The sequence below is a fragment of the Mesoterricola sp. JemC181 genome (genome assembly GCF_055384585.1).
Genome location: NZ_AP045076.1, coordinates 1,446,610 through 1,462,582, shown reverse-complemented (window position 1 = coordinate 1,462,582; position 15,973 = coordinate 1,446,610). Strand labels below are relative to the sequence as shown.

At 67.8% G+C, this 15,973-nt stretch carries 17 protein-coding genes; 8 read left to right on the top strand and 9 right to left on the bottom strand.

From position 1 onward, the window contains the following. Positions 1-231: 231 nt before the first annotated feature. The 6 genes from ACZ5MC_RS06470 to ACZ5MC_RS06445 form a co-directional block, all read right to left on the bottom strand. Positions 232-1,326: a protein-glutamate methylesterase/protein-glutamine glutaminase gene (locus ACZ5MC_RS06470; protein WP_306599502.1), complete on the bottom strand. Its 1,095-nt coding sequence runs from the start codon at positions 1,324-1,326 to the stop codon at positions 232-234. Positions 1,327-1,331: 5 nt separating this feature from the next. Next, positions 1,332-2,180 carry an HDOD domain-containing protein gene (locus tag ACZ5MC_RS06465; protein ID WP_464517335.1) on the bottom strand — a complete coding sequence of 283 codons (849 nt, stop codon included), beginning with the start codon at positions 2,178-2,180 and terminating at the stop codon, positions 1,332-1,334. A gap of 2 nt (positions 2,181-2,182) precedes the next feature. After that, positions 2,183-3,031 (bottom strand): HDOD domain-containing protein, encoded by an 849-nt coding sequence (locus ACZ5MC_RS06460; RefSeq protein ID WP_306599500.1) that lies wholly within the window; start codon positions 3,029-3,031, stop codon positions 2,183-2,185. A gap of 18 nt (positions 3,032-3,049) precedes the next feature. Next, on the bottom strand, positions 3,050-3,904 hold the full coding sequence (locus ACZ5MC_RS06455; RefSeq protein WP_306599499.1) for a CheR family methyltransferase: 855 nt from the start codon (positions 3,902-3,904) through the stop codon (positions 3,050-3,052). 67 nt (positions 3,905-3,971) lie between these two features. Further along, positions 3,972-4,352 carry a holo-ACP synthase gene (locus tag ACZ5MC_RS06450; RefSeq protein ID WP_306599498.1) on the bottom strand — a complete coding sequence of 127 codons (381 nt, stop codon included), beginning with the start codon at positions 4,350-4,352 and terminating at the stop codon, positions 3,972-3,974. Next, positions 4,349-4,849 (bottom strand): GNAT family N-acetyltransferase, encoded by a 501-nt coding sequence (locus ACZ5MC_RS06445; protein WP_306599497.1) that lies wholly within the window; start codon positions 4,847-4,849, stop codon positions 4,349-4,351. The genes ACZ5MC_RS06450 and ACZ5MC_RS06445 overlap by 4 nt, the downstream gene beginning before the upstream one ends. A 139-nt stretch (positions 4,850-4,988) precedes the next feature. On the opposite strand from ACZ5MC_RS06445, the gene vorB reads away from it, so the two are divergent. From vorB to ACZ5MC_RS06415, 6 genes are all read left to right on the top strand, one after another. Continuing rightward, complete coding sequence (gene vorB / locus ACZ5MC_RS06440) at positions 4,989-6,389, top strand: 3-methyl-2-oxobutanoate dehydrogenase subunit VorB (protein ID WP_306599496.1); 1,401 nt, start codon at positions 4,989-4,991, stop codon at positions 6,387-6,389. Continuing rightward, on the top strand, positions 6,389-7,813 hold the full coding sequence (locus tag ACZ5MC_RS06435; RefSeq protein WP_306599495.1) for a 2-oxoacid:acceptor oxidoreductase family protein: 1,425 nt from the start codon (positions 6,389-6,391) through the stop codon (positions 7,811-7,813). Before vorB ends, ACZ5MC_RS06435 begins: the two co-directional genes overlap by 1 nt. A 70-nt stretch (positions 7,814-7,883) precedes the next feature. Next, the gene (locus tag ACZ5MC_RS06430) at positions 7,884-8,135 is read left to right on the top strand and encodes a hypothetical protein (RefSeq protein WP_306599494.1); all 252 of its coding nucleotides are present in this window, start codon (positions 7,884-7,886) and stop codon (positions 8,133-8,135) included. Beyond that, positions 8,132-9,232, top strand: a complete 1,101-nt coding sequence (locus ACZ5MC_RS06425) for an esterase/lipase family protein (RefSeq protein WP_306599493.1) — start codon at positions 8,132-8,134, stop codon at positions 9,230-9,232. Before ACZ5MC_RS06430 ends, ACZ5MC_RS06425 begins: the two co-directional genes overlap by 4 nt. A 61-nt stretch (positions 9,233-9,293) precedes the next feature. Continuing rightward, positions 9,294-10,352 carry a sensor histidine kinase gene (locus tag ACZ5MC_RS06420; RefSeq protein ID WP_464517334.1) on the top strand — a complete coding sequence of 353 codons (1,059 nt, stop codon included), beginning with the start codon at positions 9,294-9,296 and terminating at the stop codon, positions 10,350-10,352. A 21-nt stretch (positions 10,353-10,373) separates the two neighbouring features. Continuing rightward, entirely contained in the window at positions 10,374-11,114 is a 741-nt protein-coding gene (locus tag ACZ5MC_RS06415; protein ID WP_464517333.1) for a LytR/AlgR family response regulator transcription factor, read from the top strand. A gap of 449 nt (positions 11,115-11,563) precedes the next feature. Here ACZ5MC_RS06415 and ACZ5MC_RS06410 read toward each other — a convergent pair whose 3' ends face one another. After that, complete coding sequence (locus tag ACZ5MC_RS06410) at positions 11,564-12,133, bottom strand: hypothetical protein (RefSeq protein ID WP_464517332.1); 570 nt, start codon at positions 12,131-12,133, stop codon at positions 11,564-11,566. A gap of 114 nt (positions 12,134-12,247) precedes the next feature. Beyond that, positions 12,248-13,390, bottom strand: a complete 1,143-nt coding sequence (metK, locus tag ACZ5MC_RS06405) for a methionine adenosyltransferase (protein ID WP_464517331.1) — start codon at positions 13,388-13,390, stop codon at positions 12,248-12,250. Between the two features lie 129 nt (positions 13,391-13,519). On the opposite strand from metK, the gene ACZ5MC_RS06400 reads away from it, so the two are divergent. Next, on the top strand, positions 13,520-14,659 hold the full coding sequence (locus ACZ5MC_RS06400; RefSeq protein ID WP_306599488.1) for a coiled-coil domain-containing protein: 1,140 nt from the start codon (positions 13,520-13,522) through the stop codon (positions 14,657-14,659). A 130-nt stretch (positions 14,660-14,789) separates the two neighbouring features. After that, positions 14,790-15,545, top strand: a complete 756-nt coding sequence (locus tag ACZ5MC_RS06395; protein WP_306599487.1) for a CsgG/HfaB family protein — start codon at positions 14,790-14,792, stop codon at positions 15,543-15,545. Here ACZ5MC_RS06395 and ACZ5MC_RS06390 read toward each other — a convergent pair whose 3' ends face one another. Further along, on the bottom strand, positions 15,546-15,950 hold the full coding sequence (locus ACZ5MC_RS06390) for a phage holin family protein (protein WP_306599486.1): 405 nt from the start codon (positions 15,948-15,950) through the stop codon (positions 15,546-15,548). Positions 15,951-15,973: the final 23 nt, after the last annotated feature.

Genomic DNA, 15,973 nt, shown 5'->3' with positions numbered 1-15,973 from the left:
GCTGGGTGCCCTCGGGGTAGGGGAAGTCGCCCTGGGCGGTGAGGACCTGGCCGGACGGCAGCGTGAACTGGAGGCCGGCGGCGGTCTGTCCCTGGAACCGCAGGTTCACGTCCTGGCCCAGGAGGGCGTTGAGGACCGCCTGCGGGGCCGCCGGGAGCTCCGGCAGGGGCTGCGCCGCCTGGACGGCGTTCAGGAAGGCGGTGACGGCGGTCTGGACGGGGTCCATGGTCGCTAGATCTGGAAATGCCTGCGCAGGATCCCGGCCATGTCCTGGAGGGGAGCCACCTGGTCCACGCAGCCCTTCTCGAAGGCGGCCCGGGGCATGCCGTAGACCACGCAGGACTCCTCGGCCTCGGCCAGGGTGTGGGCGCCCTTGGCCTTGAGGGACACCATGCCCCGGGCGCCGTCGCTGCCCATGCCGGTGAGGATCATGGCGAGCACCTGGCGGGAGCACTGGTCGGCGATGCTCTGGAAGAGGACGTCCACGCTGGGGCGGTGGAGGCTGGAGGCGGGCTCGGCGCTCAGCTCGATGGAGCCGCCCAGGCCGCGCTGGCGGTAGAGCATGTGGTGGCCGCCGGGGGCGATGTACACCACGCCGGGGCGCGCCGTCTCGCCGTGCTCGGCCTCCTTGACCTCCACCTGGCACAGGCCGTTGAGGCGCTCGGCGAAGGCCTTGGTGAAGGTGCCGGGCATGTGCTGGACGATGAGGCAGGGGACGGGGAGCGTCCTGGGGATGCCGGGCAGCAGGTCCTGGAGGGCCTTGGGCCCTCCGGTGGAGCACCCGATGGCCAGGAGCTCCGCCATCGGGCCGCCGAGCGCGCCCACCCGGCCCACATGGGCGGGAGGGGCCGCGGGGGCGGGAGGGGCCTGGAGCGCGGGGAAGCCGGGGCGCGGGGCGGGGGCGGCGGGCCGGGCCTTCTGGAAGCGGGGGCTCCGGGCGAGCTTGCGCACCTTCTCCTGCAGGTCCTGCTGGATCTGGAGGATGCTGGAGCTGGCGAGGCTGCTCTCCTTGGGGATGAAGTCCAGGGCGCCGAAGGCCAGGGCGTCCAGGGTGGCGGCGGCGCCCTCCTGGGTGAGGCTGGAGACCATGAGCACGGCCCGCGGCATCTCCGCCATGATCCGCTTGAGGCAGCCCAGGCCGTCCAGGCGGGGCATCTCCACGTCCAGGGTGACGATGTCGGGGTTGAGCTGGGGGATCTTCTCCAGGGCGTCCAGGCCGTCCCGGGCCGAGCCCACCACGGCGATGTCGGGCGCCTGGAGCATGCGCTCGAGGGCCTTCCGCATGAAGGGGCTGTCGTCCACGATCAGGACGCGGATGGGGTCCATGGCATTCAATCCTGGAAGGCTAGTTTCACGAAGGTGACGGCGTGCTCGAGCTCGTCGTCGATGCTGAAGGTGAGGCGCTCGGCGTCGAAGTCCCCGCCGCCGAAGACCACGGGGTAGGCGGGCTGCTCCTCCAGGGCGAACATCAGGGTCTCGTCGGCGGGACCGTTGGGGATGCGGGTGCGCACCAGGAGATCGGCGATCTGCACCAGCGCGGGAAGGAACTCCTTCGGGTGGTCCTGGTGGTGGTCGCGGATGGCGGTGACCATGGGCGCGGGGAAGCTCCAGTGCTCGGCGACCATGGCCCCCACCTCGGCGTGGGTGATGCCCAGGTTGCCGAACTCCGCGTCGAGGCAGGCGTCGCCGCGCTCGATGGCCAGGACCACGGGGCCGTATTCCTCCGTGAAGCAGCGGTCCAGGGCGATCTTGCCGATGTCGTGCAGGAGGCCCGCGAGGTAGGCGGACTCGTCCATGTGGTTCATCTTGATGAGCCGGCAGATGCCCTTGGACACCAGGCCCACCGCCACGGAGTGCTGCCAGAGCCGGAAGGGGTCCATGTGGTTGGAGCCCCGGAAGCTGCGGATGATGGCGGCGGTGCGGCCCAGGTTCAGCAGGGCCTCGAAGCCCAGGCGCATCACGGCGGTGCGCAGGTCCATGACCCGCTGGTCGCCGGCGTACATGACCGAGTTGGCCAGGCGCAGCATGGTGGCCGACAGGGCCGGGTCCTTGGCCAGGATGTTCAGGATCCGGTCCACGCTGCACCGGTCGTCCGCGACCGCCTGGCCCAGCGACACCACCGTGGTGGGGAGGCTGGGGAGGGTTCTCACCCTCGTGCGGACGAGCTCGGAAGTGATCATGGTCAGAAGTCCCGGATGAGGTTCTTGTCGGTCTCGAGGGCCTCCACGACCTGCAGCTGGTAGCCCTCCAGGTCCTCTGGGGCGATGCCCAGGAGTTCGACGGCCTGACGGGTGCTGCGGGCGAGGGATTCGGGGCGTCCGAGGCCGACCTTGCGGTCCAGGGCCATCTGGTTGCCCAGGGCGACGAAGGCCGTGAGGGCCTGGTCCTCGGCCGGCGCGTGGCCGGGGTCGTGGTGCCAGCGCACCGCGTGCACCATGCTCGCGGGCAGGTTCCAGGAGATCAGGAGGGCCTCGCCCACCATGGTGTGGTCGAAGCCGAAGAGGTCGAGCTCGGATTCCAGGCAGTCCGCCTCGCCGTTGTAGATGCTCCGCACGAGCGCGGAGTAGCGGTCGGTGAACTTGATGCCCATGACGGACTTGCCGATGTCGTGCATGAGCCCGCCCAGGAAGACCTCCTCCACCCGGGGGCTCCGGAAGGCCTTGGCGTAGGCGCGTCCCGAGAGGGCCGTGACCAGCGCGTGCTCCCACAGCACCCGCTCCTGGAGGCCCGTGCCCCCGCGGCTGTAGAGGTTCTTGGCGCTGGAGGCGATGACGACGCTCTTGATGGTGGAAAATCCCAGGGTCATGATCGCCTGGGTGAGGGTCTTGACCTCGCGCACCATGCCGAACATGGCGGAGTTGGCGATCTTCAGGATCTGCGTCGTGAGGGCCACGTCGGAGGAGATGACCCGCCGGAGCTCATCCGTGGTTGAATCCGGATCCGCGGCCAGGCGAAGAACCTGGGCCGCCACCTGCGGAAGCGGGGGCAGGTCGCCGAGGTTCGAGATCAGTTCCTGGGGTGTGATGGGCATCTGGTTGAACCCTCCTGGTCAGCGCTTCCGGTAGCCCATGGCCTTGCTGAAGTGAAGCAGCTCGAAGCCGACGTTGAAAGAGTGGATGGATTCGCTGTGCCCCACAAGGAGAAAAGACTTGGGCTGCAGGACCTCGTGGAACCCCTTGATCACCTTGCCCTTGACCGCCTCGTCGAAGTAGATGAGGACGTTCCGGCAGAAGATGATGTCGAACGAGCCCAGGCTCTTGTAGTTGGCGTAGTCCACCAGGTTGAAGTTCCGGAAGCTGATGAGCTGCTGGAGCTCGGGCTTGACGAGGAAGCTGTCCGGCCCCTGCTGGTTGAAGTGCTGCTTGATCTGGACGGGCGTGAGGTTGCGCAGGGTGTAGCTGCCGTAGTTCCCCTCCCGGGCCATGGCCAGCACCTTCTCGGAGATGTCCGTGGCGACGATCTCCACCTGCATGCCCCGCAGGAGCGTGTCCCTGGCCTCGGCGCAGATCATGGCCAGGGTGTAGGGCTCCTCCCCCGAGGAGCAGGCCGCGGACCAGAGCCGGAGCCGGTTGGCCCCGCGCGCCTTGGCCAGCGACACCGCGTCGGGCAGGACGATCTTCTGGAAGGCCTCGATCTGGGGGGGGTTCCGCCAGAAGCTGGTCTCGTTGGTGGTGATCTCGTTGAAGAGCTGCTTGAGCTCCTCCCGGCCGGCGTGCCCCTGCAGGTGCCCCAGGTAGTCCCGGTGGCTGCTCATGTTCAGTTCCTGGATCCGCCGGTTCAGCCGGTTCTCCAGGAAATACTGCTTGGATTCGTTGAAGAAGATTCCCGTCTTGGCGTAGATGAACTCCCGGATCGCCAGGAAGTCCTGGACGCTCATCTGCTGATTGGTGGGGAGAGCGGTCATCTACGCGTTCCGGGTGGGGGTTGGACGGTCTCTTATCATGCGGGATCGGCGGGATTGGCAAAAGGCATTAATCGCGGTCACCTTTCTTCTCGAGGATGACCACGGCGAACGAGATTCCCCCGTCATGGGTGACGCTGCCGTGCATGGGGCCCACCCCCCTGTCCTGGATCATCCGGGCCAATTCTCCCTCAGCCCACAGCTTCCCGTCCAGGAACCTGAGCTGCTTCCAGGACCAGCCGTCCAGGCCGATCCCCAGGGCCTTGCCGAAGGCCTCCCGCAGGGCCCACCTGCCGGCGGCCCGCTCCGGAAGCCGCTGGCGGTTCCCCCCCAGGAGGTAATCGGCCTCCTCCTGGCAGAGGACCCGCCGGAGGGCCTTCTCCCCGAAGCGGTCCAGGAGGTGGGCCCACCGGGCGGCAGGGCAGATGTCGGTGCCCATCCCCAGGATCATGGGGTCGCCTCCAGATCAAGCATAAACCACTTATCGCACCCATGGTGCCCCGTGGCCCCCATGGGGGCGCAGATGGGCCGGAACCCGACGCGGGAATAGAGCCTCATGGCCGCGTCCATGCCCGTGAGGGTCTCCAGGTAGCAGGAGCGGAACCCCAGCTCCCGGGCCCTGTCCAGGCAGGTCCGCATCATGCGCTCCCCCTGGCCCCGGCCCCGGGCCGAGGGCAGGAAATACATCTTCCGGAGTTCGCAGATGTCCGGGGGACCGGCTTCCAGGGGGGCCACCCCGGCCCCGCCGACGACCGTTCCGCCCTCCTCCAGGACGAAGTAGGCCGCCCGGGGCCCGCCGTAGGCGGCGGACATGTGATCGACTTCCGGATCGTGGATGGCGAAACCGGGGCCGTCTGCGCCGAATTCGGGCATCACGGCGCGGATGATGGCCGCCACGGCCCCGTCGTCGGCCGCGCAGATGGGTCGGATCACGGAATTCGAATTCATGGCGGCTCCGGTCTACATCATGACAAAGGTGGCGTCCAAATGTGACCCCCTGCACTGGGACGCCGCTTGATACTTCAGCGTCGAGTTGGCTAGACCCCTTAATTTTCAATACGTCCACCCTGCCCTGAGGAGAGTGCAAATGGCTCAGCTGAAGGAAAGACCCAAACCGTTCCTCTTGCCGGACTACTGCAAGGGCTGCGGCAGGTGCATCAGCGCCTGCGCCAAGCACTGCATCACGTTCGACAAGGAGATCGACGCCGCCACGGGCTACGTGCCGGTCGTCATCGACCTGGACGCGTGCAACGCCTGCGGCCTCTGCATGGACGCGTGCCCCGAGCCCTACGGCCTGCGCGAGACCCCCCAGGACGTGGACTTCGAGCTGCAGGACCCCGCCAAGCTCTTCGGCAGCAAGACCCCCCGCCCCGAGCCCAAGGTCGTCCCCAACACCCTGATCCCCCTGCCGAAGACCGAGCCCCTGGTCATCAAGGGCAACTACGCCTCGGCCCTGGGCGCCCTGCTCGCGGGCTGCCGCCACGTCTTCGGCTACCCCATCACCCCCTCCACCGAGGGCGCCGAGCTGATGGCCAAGCTCCTTCCCAAGCTGGACGGCACCTTCCTGCAGGCCGTGAGCGAAGTGGCCGCCGTCAACCACATGTACGGCTCCGGCGGCGCGGGCTACCCCTGCATGACCTTCACCTCGTCCCCGGGCTTCAGCCTCATGCTCGAGGGCGTCTCCTACATGATCGGCGCGGAGGTCCCCGGGGTCTTCGTGAACATCATGCGCGGCGGCCCGGGCCTGGGCAACATCGCCCCCGAGCAGTCCGACGTGAAGCTGGCCTGCCGCGGCCTCGGCCACGGCAACACCCACGCCATCACCCTCATGCCCAGCACCCCCCAGGAGATGCTCGACCTGACCATGCTGGCCTTCGAGCTCACCTTCAAGTACCGCAACCCTGTGGTCATCCTGGGCGACGGCTACCTGGGCCAGATGACCGGCAAGGTCAACCTGCCCGCCGCCATGATCAAGCCCGGCATCCCCACCTGGGCCGTGAACGGCGACGCGGACCACCGCGGCAACCTGATCAGCTCCATCTACCTCAGCGAGCACGATCTGGAGATGCACAACATCTACCTGAACGACAAGTACCGGCAGATGGAGGAGAACGAGACCCGCAGCGAGTCCTTCATGACCGCCGACGCCGAGATCCTCATCGTCGCCACCAACACCCCCGCCCGCGCCTCCAAGGGCGCCGTGCAGGACCTGCGCCGGCAGGGGATCAAGGCCGGCCTCTTCCGGCCCATCACCGTGTGGCCCTTCCCGGTCAACCAGCTCATGAAGGACCTGGCCCACGTCAAGCACATGGTCGTCGTGGAGGCCAGCAACGGCCAGCTCGAGGACGAGATCCGCCTGGCGCTCTCCAAGGCCGGCGTCACCCAGCTCCCCGTCATGTCCCACGTCCGGCACTTCGGGGGCATGCTGCCCCAGCAGACCGAGGTCCTTGCCCACGTCAAAGCCATCCTGGCGAAGGAGGTCCGCTGATGTCCGTCTTCTATGACAAGTTCGAGCGCCATTCCCAGGGCGCGGGCCTCAAGGGCAACTCCACCCACTACTGCCCCGGCTGCGGCCACGGGCTGGCCCACAAGTATCTCGCCGAGGCCATCGAAGAGCTGGGCATCCAGGAGAACACCGTGCTGGTGTCGCCCGTGGGGTGCTCGGTGTTCGCCTACTACTACTTCGACGTGGGCAACACCCAGGCCGCCCACGGGCGCGCCGCCGCGGTGGCCCTGGGCCACAAGCTCAGCAACCCCGAGGCCAACGTCATCAGCTACCAGGGCGACGGCGACCTGGCCTCCATCGGCCTGGCCGAGACGGTCTCGGCCGCGCAGCTCGGGGCCCCGATCACCGTCATCTTCATCAACAACGCCATCTACGGCATGACCGGCGGCCAGATGGCCCCCACGAGCCTCATGGGCCAGTCCACCGCCACCAGCCCCGACGGGCGGAGCATGTACAACGGCCAGCCCATGCGCATGGCCGAAGTCATCGCGGGCCTGGACGGCCCGGTGTACGTGGAGCGCGTGGCCCTGTTCGACGCCAAGAACCGGCGGCTGGCCAAGAAGGCCATCAAGAAGGCCGTTCAGTGCCAGGTCGAGGGCCGCGGCTACGCCTTCGTGGAAGTGCTGGCCGAGTGCCCCACCCACCTCAAGATGAGCCCCGAGGACACCGAGAAGTGGGTCAAGGAGTGCATGGTCCCCATCTACCCCCTGGGCGTGAAGAAGGACCTGGCCACCGAATCCTGGTGGAAGCGCCCCGCCCCGAACTTCGAGGCCGACCACTTCCTCCACGCCGTGGGCGCCTCCAGCGACACCACCGTGCGCCACTGCGACGCCTTCCCCGTCCACCTGAACCCCGCCGACATCTCCCTGAAGCTGGCCGGTTCCGGCGGCGACGGCGCCCAGACCGCGGCCATGCTCATCGCCCGCGCCGCCATCAACGAGGGCTACGACGCCACCCACATCCCCAGCTACGGCCCCGAGAGCCGAGGCGGCACGTCCTACGCCGACGTGCACGTGGCCAAGGACGAGGTGCTCAACCCCGCCAGCCCGCACCCCGACGTCCTGATCGCCTTCAACGCCCCCAGCCTGGCCAAGTTCGGCCCGACCGTCGTCAAGGGCGGCACCATCATCTACGACAGTTCGATCGTCAAGGACGTCCCCCCGGGCATCGACCCCGGCGTCAGGGTGGTGGGCGTGCCCTTCACCGAGATCGCCGTGGACCTTGGCAAGGCCGTGGTCAAGAACATCGTGGCCCTGGGCGCCCTCCAGGCGGCCACCGGCATCTTCCCCAAGGCCACCCTCACGGCCGCCATCGGGCAGATGCTCAAGGACAAGTGCGCCCTCATCCCCCTCAACGAGGAGGCCTTCGCCTGGGGCGTCAAGGCCGTGGAAGAACTGGGCAAATAGCCCTTCAGCACCCCCGGGGGGCGCGGCCGGAATCCCCGCCCGCGCCCCCCGTCCCTTTCCGGAGAGCCCCGTGTTCGAACCCATCAGCCTCACCGCCTCCGAACTCCGCATGATCACCACCCTCCGGGACATGCCCGAGAGCCCCCTGCGCACCCGGGTGGAGAAGCTCCTGGAGGACCTCCTGGCCTTCGCCCGGAACCCCAGGTGCCACGAGATGCAGTCCGACGGGGTCCCCTGCGAGGATCCCGGAGCCGACTGCGACCAGTGCAAGGTCGTACTGGATATGCTGGAAGCCATGGGGAAGAGGCTCCCAAGGGAATGATCCGCCGCGCGCCCATCGTCCTGGTGGGAGGCTTCACCGTGTGGGGCCGCGAGGAGGCCTTCGGCATCAAGTACTGGGGCGGTCCCGGCCGGGACATCCAGGACGACCTGCGCGCCAAGGGCCACCCCGCGGTCACCGCCGCGCCGGGCCCCTTCTCCAGCAACTGGGACCGGGCCGCCGAGGTCTACGCGCAGCTGCGGGGGGGCACGGTCGACTACGGCAGGGCCCACGCGGAGCGCTTCGGCCACGCCCGGTTCGGCCGCACCTACCCGGGCCTCCTTCCGGACTGGGAGCTGGGCGTCCATTTCATCGGCCACAGCATGGGGGGCCAGACCATCCGGGTCCTGGCCCACCTCCTGGCCGAGGGTTCCGAAGAGGAGCGCCAGGCCACGCCGGAGGGCGACCTGAGCCCCCTGTTCCGGGGCGGCCACCCCGGCGTGCTGAGCCTGACCACCCTCGCCACGCCCCACCTGGGCACCACCCTCACCCGCAAGCGCGAGGCCCTGGAAGGAGTCGCCCAGCGCATCCTGGCCCTGGCGGGGGGCCTCGCCAGCTCCGTGTACGACCTCAAGCTCGACCAGTGGGGCCTGCAGCGGCTCCCCCTCGAAAGCTGGAAGGCCTACCGGGACCGGATCCTGGCCACGCCGCTGTGGGCGGGCACGGCGGACTTCAGCGCCCGGGAGCTGAGCCCGGAGGGCGCCCGGGACCTCAACGCCTGGGTCCGGCTCCCCGCGGACGTCTACGCCTTCTCCTGGTCCACCGCCAAGACCGAGCCCGGCCCCGGCGGCTTCCACGTCCCCGCCCCGCACATGAACCTCCTCTGGCGCTCCGGCGCGCGGTACATCGGAAGGGCCCCGGGCGCCGGCCCCGACTGGTTCCGCAGCGACGGCGTGGTGAACACCGTCAGCATGGCCGGACCCGGCGGCGACCCCGTGGAACCCTACGGCGGCACCCCCCGCCCCGGCGTCTGGAGCCACATGGGGGTCCTGGACGGGTGGGACCACAGCGAGATCCTGGGCATGGGCCCCGAGCACGGGGACGAGGTCCTGCCCCTCTACCGGGCCTGGGCCGGATTCCTGGATGGAATCCGCCCCTGAAATCGGCTCCTTCGCCCCACGGGGGCTTGTGGGCGCGCGGGTTGGCCACCACCATGGAGGCATGTTCAAGAAGCCTGTGCACTGGATCATGTACGGCGGGATCTGGGTCCTCATGGGCCTCTACTACACCACCTGGGACATGGTGGCCTACCGCATGCCCTTCCTGTCGGTCCTGCCCATGAACCTCCTGCAGAACGCGGTGTGGGCCCTGGAAGGCCTCGTCATCCTCCGCGTCGCCCAGCGCTTCCCCATCCAGTCCTTCTCCCTGAAGGGGCTGCCGGCCTGGATCATCAACCTGGGGACCGGCTTCGTCATGGCCTGCCTGGGGCTGGGCATCGCCTGGCTCATCTCCCTGGCCTTCCAGGAGCCGGAGATGCGCGCCAAGATCCTCCAGTGGCCCTGGAAGAACCTGCTGCGGTTCTTCTTCACCTACCTCCACTCCACCCTCATCCTCATGTGGGCCGTCCTGGGCGGCTTCCACGGGTTCCTCCTCTACAAGGGGATGAAGGCGCGGGAGCTGGAGGCGGCCCAGCTCGAGGCGTCGCTCACCCTGGCCCGGAACCAGATGCTCCTGGCCCAGTTCCAGCCCCACTTCCTCTTCAACGCCCTCAACTCCATCTCCGCCCTCATCCACACCGACCCCCAGGCCGCGGACCGCATGGTGGCCAGGCTCGGCGACCTGCTGCGCCTCAACCTGGACGCCGAGGCCTCCCAGGAGCTCCCCCTGGAAAAGGAGATGGCCCTGGTGGACGCCTTCCTGGCCATCGAGAAGGTGCGCTTCCAGGACCGGCTGGAGGTGGAGGTGGACATCCCCCCCGGGCTGGCCCGGGCCCCCGTGCCCAAGTTCCTCCTGCAGCCCCTGGTGGAGAACGCCCTGAAGCACGGCCTGGCTCCCCGGGCCCGGCCCGGCAAGCTGCTCATCCGCGCCACCCGTGAGGCCCCCTGGCTCACCCTCGAGGTCCAGGACAACGGCGCGGGCTTCGAAGGCAGCCGGGAGGGGGTCGGCCTCCGGAATACCCGGGCCAGGCTATTGATGCTTTATCACGAAAATCATCGATTGGAGATATTCTCCGTTCCGGATAAGGGGACCCGCGTCGTCGTGCGTATACCCCTTCATTGAACCCGAAGGGCGGCCCCCACGATGATCCGGTCCCTGATAGTCGATGACGAGGTGCTGGCCCGCCAGCGTCTGCGCCGGCTGCTGGGGGACCATCCGGACCTGGAGGTGGCGGGGGAATGCTCCAACGGCCTGGAGGCGGTGCGGGACATCGAGGCCCTGCGCCCGGACCTGGTCTTCCTGGACATCCAGATGCCCGAGCTGGACGGCTTCGGGGTCGTCGAGGAGGTGGGCCCGGACCGGATGCCCCCCACCCTCTTCGTCACCGCCTACGACCAGTTCGCCCTGAAGGCCTTCGAGGTCCACGCCCTGGACTACCTGCTCAAGCCCTTCGACCCCGAGCGGTTCGCCGCCGCCCTGGCCCGGGTGCGCACCTGGATCCAGGGCAGCCCGCGCCCGTCCCTGGAGCCCATGCTCAAGCAGGTGCAAGCCGACCGCCCCCCTCCCGAGCGCCTCCTCATCAAGGAGGGCACCCGCTACGCCTTCGTGCGCCCCGCCGCCATCCAGTGGGTGGAGGCCGAGGACAACTACGTCCGGCTCCACGTGGAGGGCACCAGCCACCTGGTGCGCCAGACCATGAGCGGCATGCTGGACAAGCTCAGCCCCTCCCGCTTCCGGCGCATCCACCGCTCGGCCATCGTGAACCTGGACTTCATCCGGCACCTGGAGCCGTGGACCGGGGGAGACTACCTGGTGACGATGAAGGACGGGAGCCAGCTGACCATGAGCCGGACCTACCGGAATCAGCTGGGGGAGTGGCTCTGAGGCGGGGAAGGTCAGGAGTTGCCGCGGCCGGCAAGCCAGGCGCGTCCGCGGGATCCTTCCGGGCCGGATCAGGTTCAGGCGGGAGGCGGTTCGGCAAGTCGATGGGGGTCGAGTCGAAGTCCAGGAGGAAGGCGCCCTTTCTGGCGCGGGGCTTTCGGGCCTTGTTGGGTGTCGAATGAGGTCCCGATGTCTTTTCGCGGCCTGGATCGCGAAGATCGGCACCACCCTTGTAAAAGCCTTTCGCCGAGGCGCCGGGGAGCCGAGGATCGCCGGGAAGGGAAACTGCATTTCTCGGCGATCCTCGGCTCCTCGGCGATAGGTTCTTCTCCCGAACCTGACGGATCGCAGGGATAAAGGGTTGGCAACAGCGGAATTCAGTAATCTTGGGTCTGCTCGTGCCCAACGGAAAAGGACCCCCGGAGGGGTCCTTTCCATCGCCTGGATTCGGTTCAGCGGGACGCCACCACCGAAACCGTGGCCATCCCCTTTCCATAGTTGGACATGCTGTTGACGAAGTTCGCCCGCTGCGGCAGGATCACGCCCACGGTCCCGATCACCTTGTCGGTGACCAGCAGGTTCATTCCCGTGGCCTCGCCGATGGCGAAGACGGCGCCCTGGGAGATGGCCTTGGGGGTCGTGGCGATCGAGGGAATGCCCTTGTAGGCCAGGCGGTTCACCACCTGGGTGGCGGCGAAGGAGCCGTCCCATACCAGGCGGTCCTTGGGCAGGAGGACCAGGTAGTCGGGGCGCACCCGGTCCGTGATGAGGCCGTAGGCCTTCTCGACGTCGATCTGGTTCCGGGTGTCCAGAACGGTGATGCGGTGGCCTTCCCCGGCGGCCATGGCGAGGTTCTGGACCTCGTCCTGGGACCGGCCGTAGTCGGCCACCACGGCGATGTGGGTCTTGGCGGGCCACGTGGAGTGGGCGACGTCCATGAGGGGGCCGAAATCGGTCGCCTGGGCGGCGGAACCCGCCAGGGCCATGGCCGCGATGCCGGATAGTTGGACCAAGGTGCGCATGCTACCTCCTCCTGGTGGGGCCGGGATCGTTCCCGTGCGAACCAAGATTCGGGCATCGGCGCCGGCGTCCCAGGGAACTGGGGCGAACCCGGCGGGCGCGGGGGCGAAACCCCCCTAGCGCGCGGCGGACCGAAGGGCGTCCGCCTTGTCGGTGCGCTCCCAGCTGAAGCCGTCCCGGCCGAAGTGGCCGTAGGCGGCGGTGGGGAGGTAGATGGGCCGGCGCAGGTCCAGGGTCTCGATCATGGCCCTGGGCGTGCAGCTGAACACCTCCCGCACGGCCCGGACGATGGCGGCGTCGCTGACGGTCCCGGTGCCGAAGGTCTCCACGGCGATGGACACCGGCTCGGCCACGCCGATGGCGTACGCCAGCTGGATCTCGCAGGTGCGCGCCAGGCCCGCGGCCACGATGTTCTTGGCGATATAGCGCCCCATGTAGGCCGCGGAGCGGTCCACCTTGGAGGGATCCTTGCCGGAGAAGGCCCCGCCGCCGTGGTGGCCGGTGCCGCCGTAGGAATCCACGATGATCTTGCGGCCCGTGAGGCCCGTGTCGCCCATGGGGCCGCCGATGACGAACCGGCCGGTGGGATTCACGTGGTAGATGGTGTCGGCGTCCAGATACTCGGGCGGGAGGGCGGCCTGGATGACCTCCTGGATGACCCGCTCCCGGATCTCCTTGTTCCCCGCGGACTCGGCGTGCTGCGTGGAGATCACCACGGTGTGGATGCGGGCCACCCGGTGGCCGTCGTATTCCACCGTCACCTGGGACTTGCCGTCGGGCTGCAGCCAGGGGATCTGCTGGCTCTTGCGCACCTCGGCGAGCTTGCGGGTCAGGGCGTGGGCGAAGTGGATGGGGGCCGGCATGAGCTCGGGCGTCTCGTCCGTGGCGTACCCGAACATGAGGCCCTGATCCCCGGCGCCCCCGGTGTCCACGCCCAAGGCGATATCGGGGCTCTGCTGGTCGAGGGTGACCATCACAGCACACGTGTTGCAATCAAAGCCCTTGATACTGTGGTCGTAGCCGATGCCCTTCACGGTGTCCCGGGCCAGCTGCGCCACGGGGATGTAGCACTCGGTGGTGATCTCCCCGGCCACCAGGATCAGGCCCGTGGTGACGAGGGTTTCGCAGGCCACGCGGCTGCGCGGGTCGCCTCGCAGCGCCGCGTCCAGGACGGCGTCGGAGATCTGGTCGGCGATCTTGTCGGGATGGCCTTCCGTGACGCTTTCTGAGGTGAAAAGAGCCCTGGAATCAGCTGACATGACGCCTCCGCCGGATTGGGAGAATAATGGTAGCAGCAAATGCCGGGTCCCCTTTCTTGCCACCCGGACCAAGGATGGCTATTCTGACGGGGCAAAGCCTCCCCCAGTCAACTCAACCATGGAGTATTTATGAACGTCTCGCGAATAGCACGATACCTGTTCGGAGCCCTGGCCGTCGCGATGCTGACGATTTCGCCGGCCTGCAAGAAGACGGGCGAGGACAAGGAGATCCACGAACTCTCCCAGAAGGCCGCCGAACTGGACAAGATGAGCCAGAAGGCCAACGTCGCCGGCTCGGAACAGACCCGCAACCTGAAGGCCGCGGGCGTCAACGACATCCGCCCCAACGCCGAGACCCTCCAGCTGACGCCCGAGCAGAAGAGCGCCCTGGAAGAGCGCATCAAGGCCGAGAAGAACAGCTCCTACCAGGCCCTCCTCCAGGAGGTGCTGGACAAGGACAAGGAGATCAAGGACCTCAACGAGAAGATCGCCAAGCTCCGCGCCGTGCTGCCCAAGCCCGACATCGCCAAGGAGAACGACAGCCACTACGGCATGGCCATGCGCTTCCTGAAGCGCAAGGGCGTGAACGAGGAGAAGGCCAAGCAGCTCGTCAGCCGCGTCCTGATCATGGACAAGATGGCCGCCGGGTTCGAGGTCTACCACTTCTACAACAACGGCGTCTACGGCAGCTGGGTCTCCCAGGGCAAGGCCCACATCTCCCCCACCGAGCTCCAGGCCGAAGAGAAGGCCAAGATCGAAGGCGAGCGTGACGTGGCCCAGGCCGATTCCGCCAAGAAGACCGAGGAGCTCACGGACCTGACCGCCCAGAAGGCCAAGCTCATGGCCGACATCGAGGGCCTGCAGGCCGAGAAGACCAACATGATCAAGGAGCTGGAGAGCCTGAACGCCAGCAACGAGGCCGCCAAGGCCAAGCTCAACTCCCTCCACTACGTGGTGGGCGACCGCAAAGCCCTGGAGAAGGACGGCGTCGTGGTCGTCCCCGTCTTCGCCAAGGACCGCGCCGGCTCCAACTGGGCCGACGGCGTGTTCACCAAGGCCCTGGACCTGCGCTCCACGGACACCATCACCATCACGGCCTCCGAAGTGGGCCTGAAGAAGATCGGCAAGGTCAGCGTCATCCCCGGCTCCATCGAGAGGGACAAGCACTACACCCTCACCATCGCCGAGGACAAGGCCACCGCCGTCGTCAAGCTCATCAACAAGGAACGCTTCAAGAACGAGAAGGTCGTCTTCGCCGTCACCGACTAGGACCTCCGGGTTCCATGTAAAAAGCCCCCGGAAGGGGGCTTTTTACATGGAACATTCCCTTCGCCGAAAGGTGGGTTTTTTCCGGGCCGTGTGTATACTCGGTTTGGTAAACCCCAGAATGGAGGATTCCGTGGTGACACGCCGAATGTTCGCGCTTTGCGCACTTTGCCTGCTCGCTTTGGCGCCCGCAGTCGCGGTGGTTCCCAAGAAGGACCGTCCCCGCGTCATCGTCGCGCCCTTCCCCGTCGCCAAGGGCGCCTACGAAGGCTGGGGCGGCTGGGGCTACGGCTACGTCGGCGGGGAGACCCGCATCAGCGACGTGCTCCAGGACCTCTGCGTCACCACCCTCATCGAGGAGGGCAGCGACAAGGTCCGGGTGATGGACCGCGCCCGCCTGGACGAGGTGCTGGCCGAACAGAAGCTCAATGCCAGCGGTCTGGTGGAGGAATCCGACGATCCCGCCGAGCAGAGGAAGGTCGCCAAGATGGGCAAGCTCCTGGGCGTGCGGTGGATGGTCACCGGCAAGGTGACCCGCTTCGCCTACAAGAAGAGCGGATTCGGCACGGGCTGGGGCGCCGGCGCCCTGGTGGGCAAGCTCACCGGCAGCGGCATCGCCGGGGGCGTGGCCGGCGACATCCACGTGCAGAAGGCCACCCTCACGGGCCGCCTGGACATGAAGCTCATCGACGTGCAGACCGCCGAGATCGTGGCCGTGGCCCACGACGAGGCCACCGTCAAGGACATGGGCGTCAAGGTCGCCGGCACCGGCAGCCAGCTCCAGTTCGACCAGAGCATGGTGAACCAGATCTTCGAGCCGATCATCCAGAAGCTGGCCAAGCAGATGCTGGGCAAGATCACCCGCGCAAGCGCGGAAGCGGACGACTAGTCACTCGTTGATGATCTTGATGCGCCGGGGGGCCTCCTCCCGGCGTTTCTGTTCCTTGCCGATGAGCAGCGTCTCCAGGAACGTGGCGCACACGCTGGAGACCAGCGCCCCGAAGAACCCCGCCCAGAACCCCGACACCCGGAAGTCCAGGCCGAGCCGCACGGCCACCCAGCTCGCGGCCCAGAACACCAGCCCGTTGATGAACAGGCCCAGGCACCCCAGGCTGCAGGCCAGGGGCACGAAGGCCACGAACCGCAGCAGCATCCCCAGGGTCGCGTTGAGGGCCCCCAGGATGACGGCCACGGCCACCAGGTCGATGAAGGCGCCGTGGTGGATGCCCGGCACGAAGTATGACGCGATGAGCAGCCCCACCGCGGAAAACAGGAACCGAAGCAGCGTTCTCACAATCCGTCTCCGTTCCCCATTCT

Bases quoted from the DNA above. Each gene is read 5' to 3' on its own strand.
- ACZ5MC_RS06425 (WP_306599493.1), top strand. From the start codon at position 8,132: ATGATCCGCCGCGCGCCCATCGTCCTGGTGGGAGGCTTCACCGTGTGG.
- ACZ5MC_RS06465 (WP_464517335.1), bottom strand. From the start codon at position 2,180: ATGATCACTTCCGAGCTCGTCCGCACGAGGGTGAGAACCCTCCCCAGC.
- metK (WP_464517331.1), bottom strand. From the start codon at position 13,390: ATGTCAGCTGATTCCAGGGCTCTTTTCACCTCAGAAAGCGTCACGGAA.
- ACZ5MC_RS06455 (WP_306599499.1), bottom strand. From the start codon at position 3,904: ATGACCGCTCTCCCCACCAATCAGCAGATGAGCGTCCAGGACTTCCTG.
- ACZ5MC_RS06445 (WP_306599497.1), bottom strand. From the start codon at position 4,849: ATGAATTCGAATTCCGTGATCCGACCCATCTGCGCGGCCGACGACGGG.
- ACZ5MC_RS06410 (WP_464517332.1), bottom strand. From the start codon at position 12,133: ATGCGCACCTTGGTCCAACTATCCGGCATCGCGGCCATGGCCCTGGCG.
- ACZ5MC_RS06460 (WP_306599500.1), bottom strand. From the start codon at position 3,031: ATGCCCATCACACCCCAGGAACTGATCTCGAACCTCGGCGACCTGCCC.
- ACZ5MC_RS06420 (WP_464517334.1), top strand. From the start codon at position 9,294: ATGTTCAAGAAGCCTGTGCACTGGATCATGTACGGCGGGATCTGGGTC.
- ACZ5MC_RS06450 (WP_306599498.1), bottom strand. From the start codon at position 4,352: ATGATCCTGGGGATGGGCACCGACATCTGCCCTGCCGCCCGGTGGGCC.
- ACZ5MC_RS06470 (WP_306599502.1), bottom strand. From the start codon at position 1,326: ATGGACCCCATCCGCGTCCTGATCGTGGACGACAGCCCCTTCATGCGG.
- vorB (WP_306599496.1), top strand. From the start codon at position 4,989: ATGGCTCAGCTGAAGGAAAGACCCAAACCGTTCCTCTTGCCGGACTAC.
- ACZ5MC_RS06400 (WP_306599488.1), top strand. From the start codon at position 13,520: ATGAACGTCTCGCGAATAGCACGATACCTGTTCGGAGCCCTGGCCGTC.
- ACZ5MC_RS06415 (WP_464517333.1), top strand. From the start codon at position 10,374: ATGATCCGGTCCCTGATAGTCGATGACGAGGTGCTGGCCCGCCAGCGT.
- ACZ5MC_RS06435 (WP_306599495.1), top strand. From the start codon at position 6,389: ATGTCCGTCTTCTATGACAAGTTCGAGCGCCATTCCCAGGGCGCGGGC.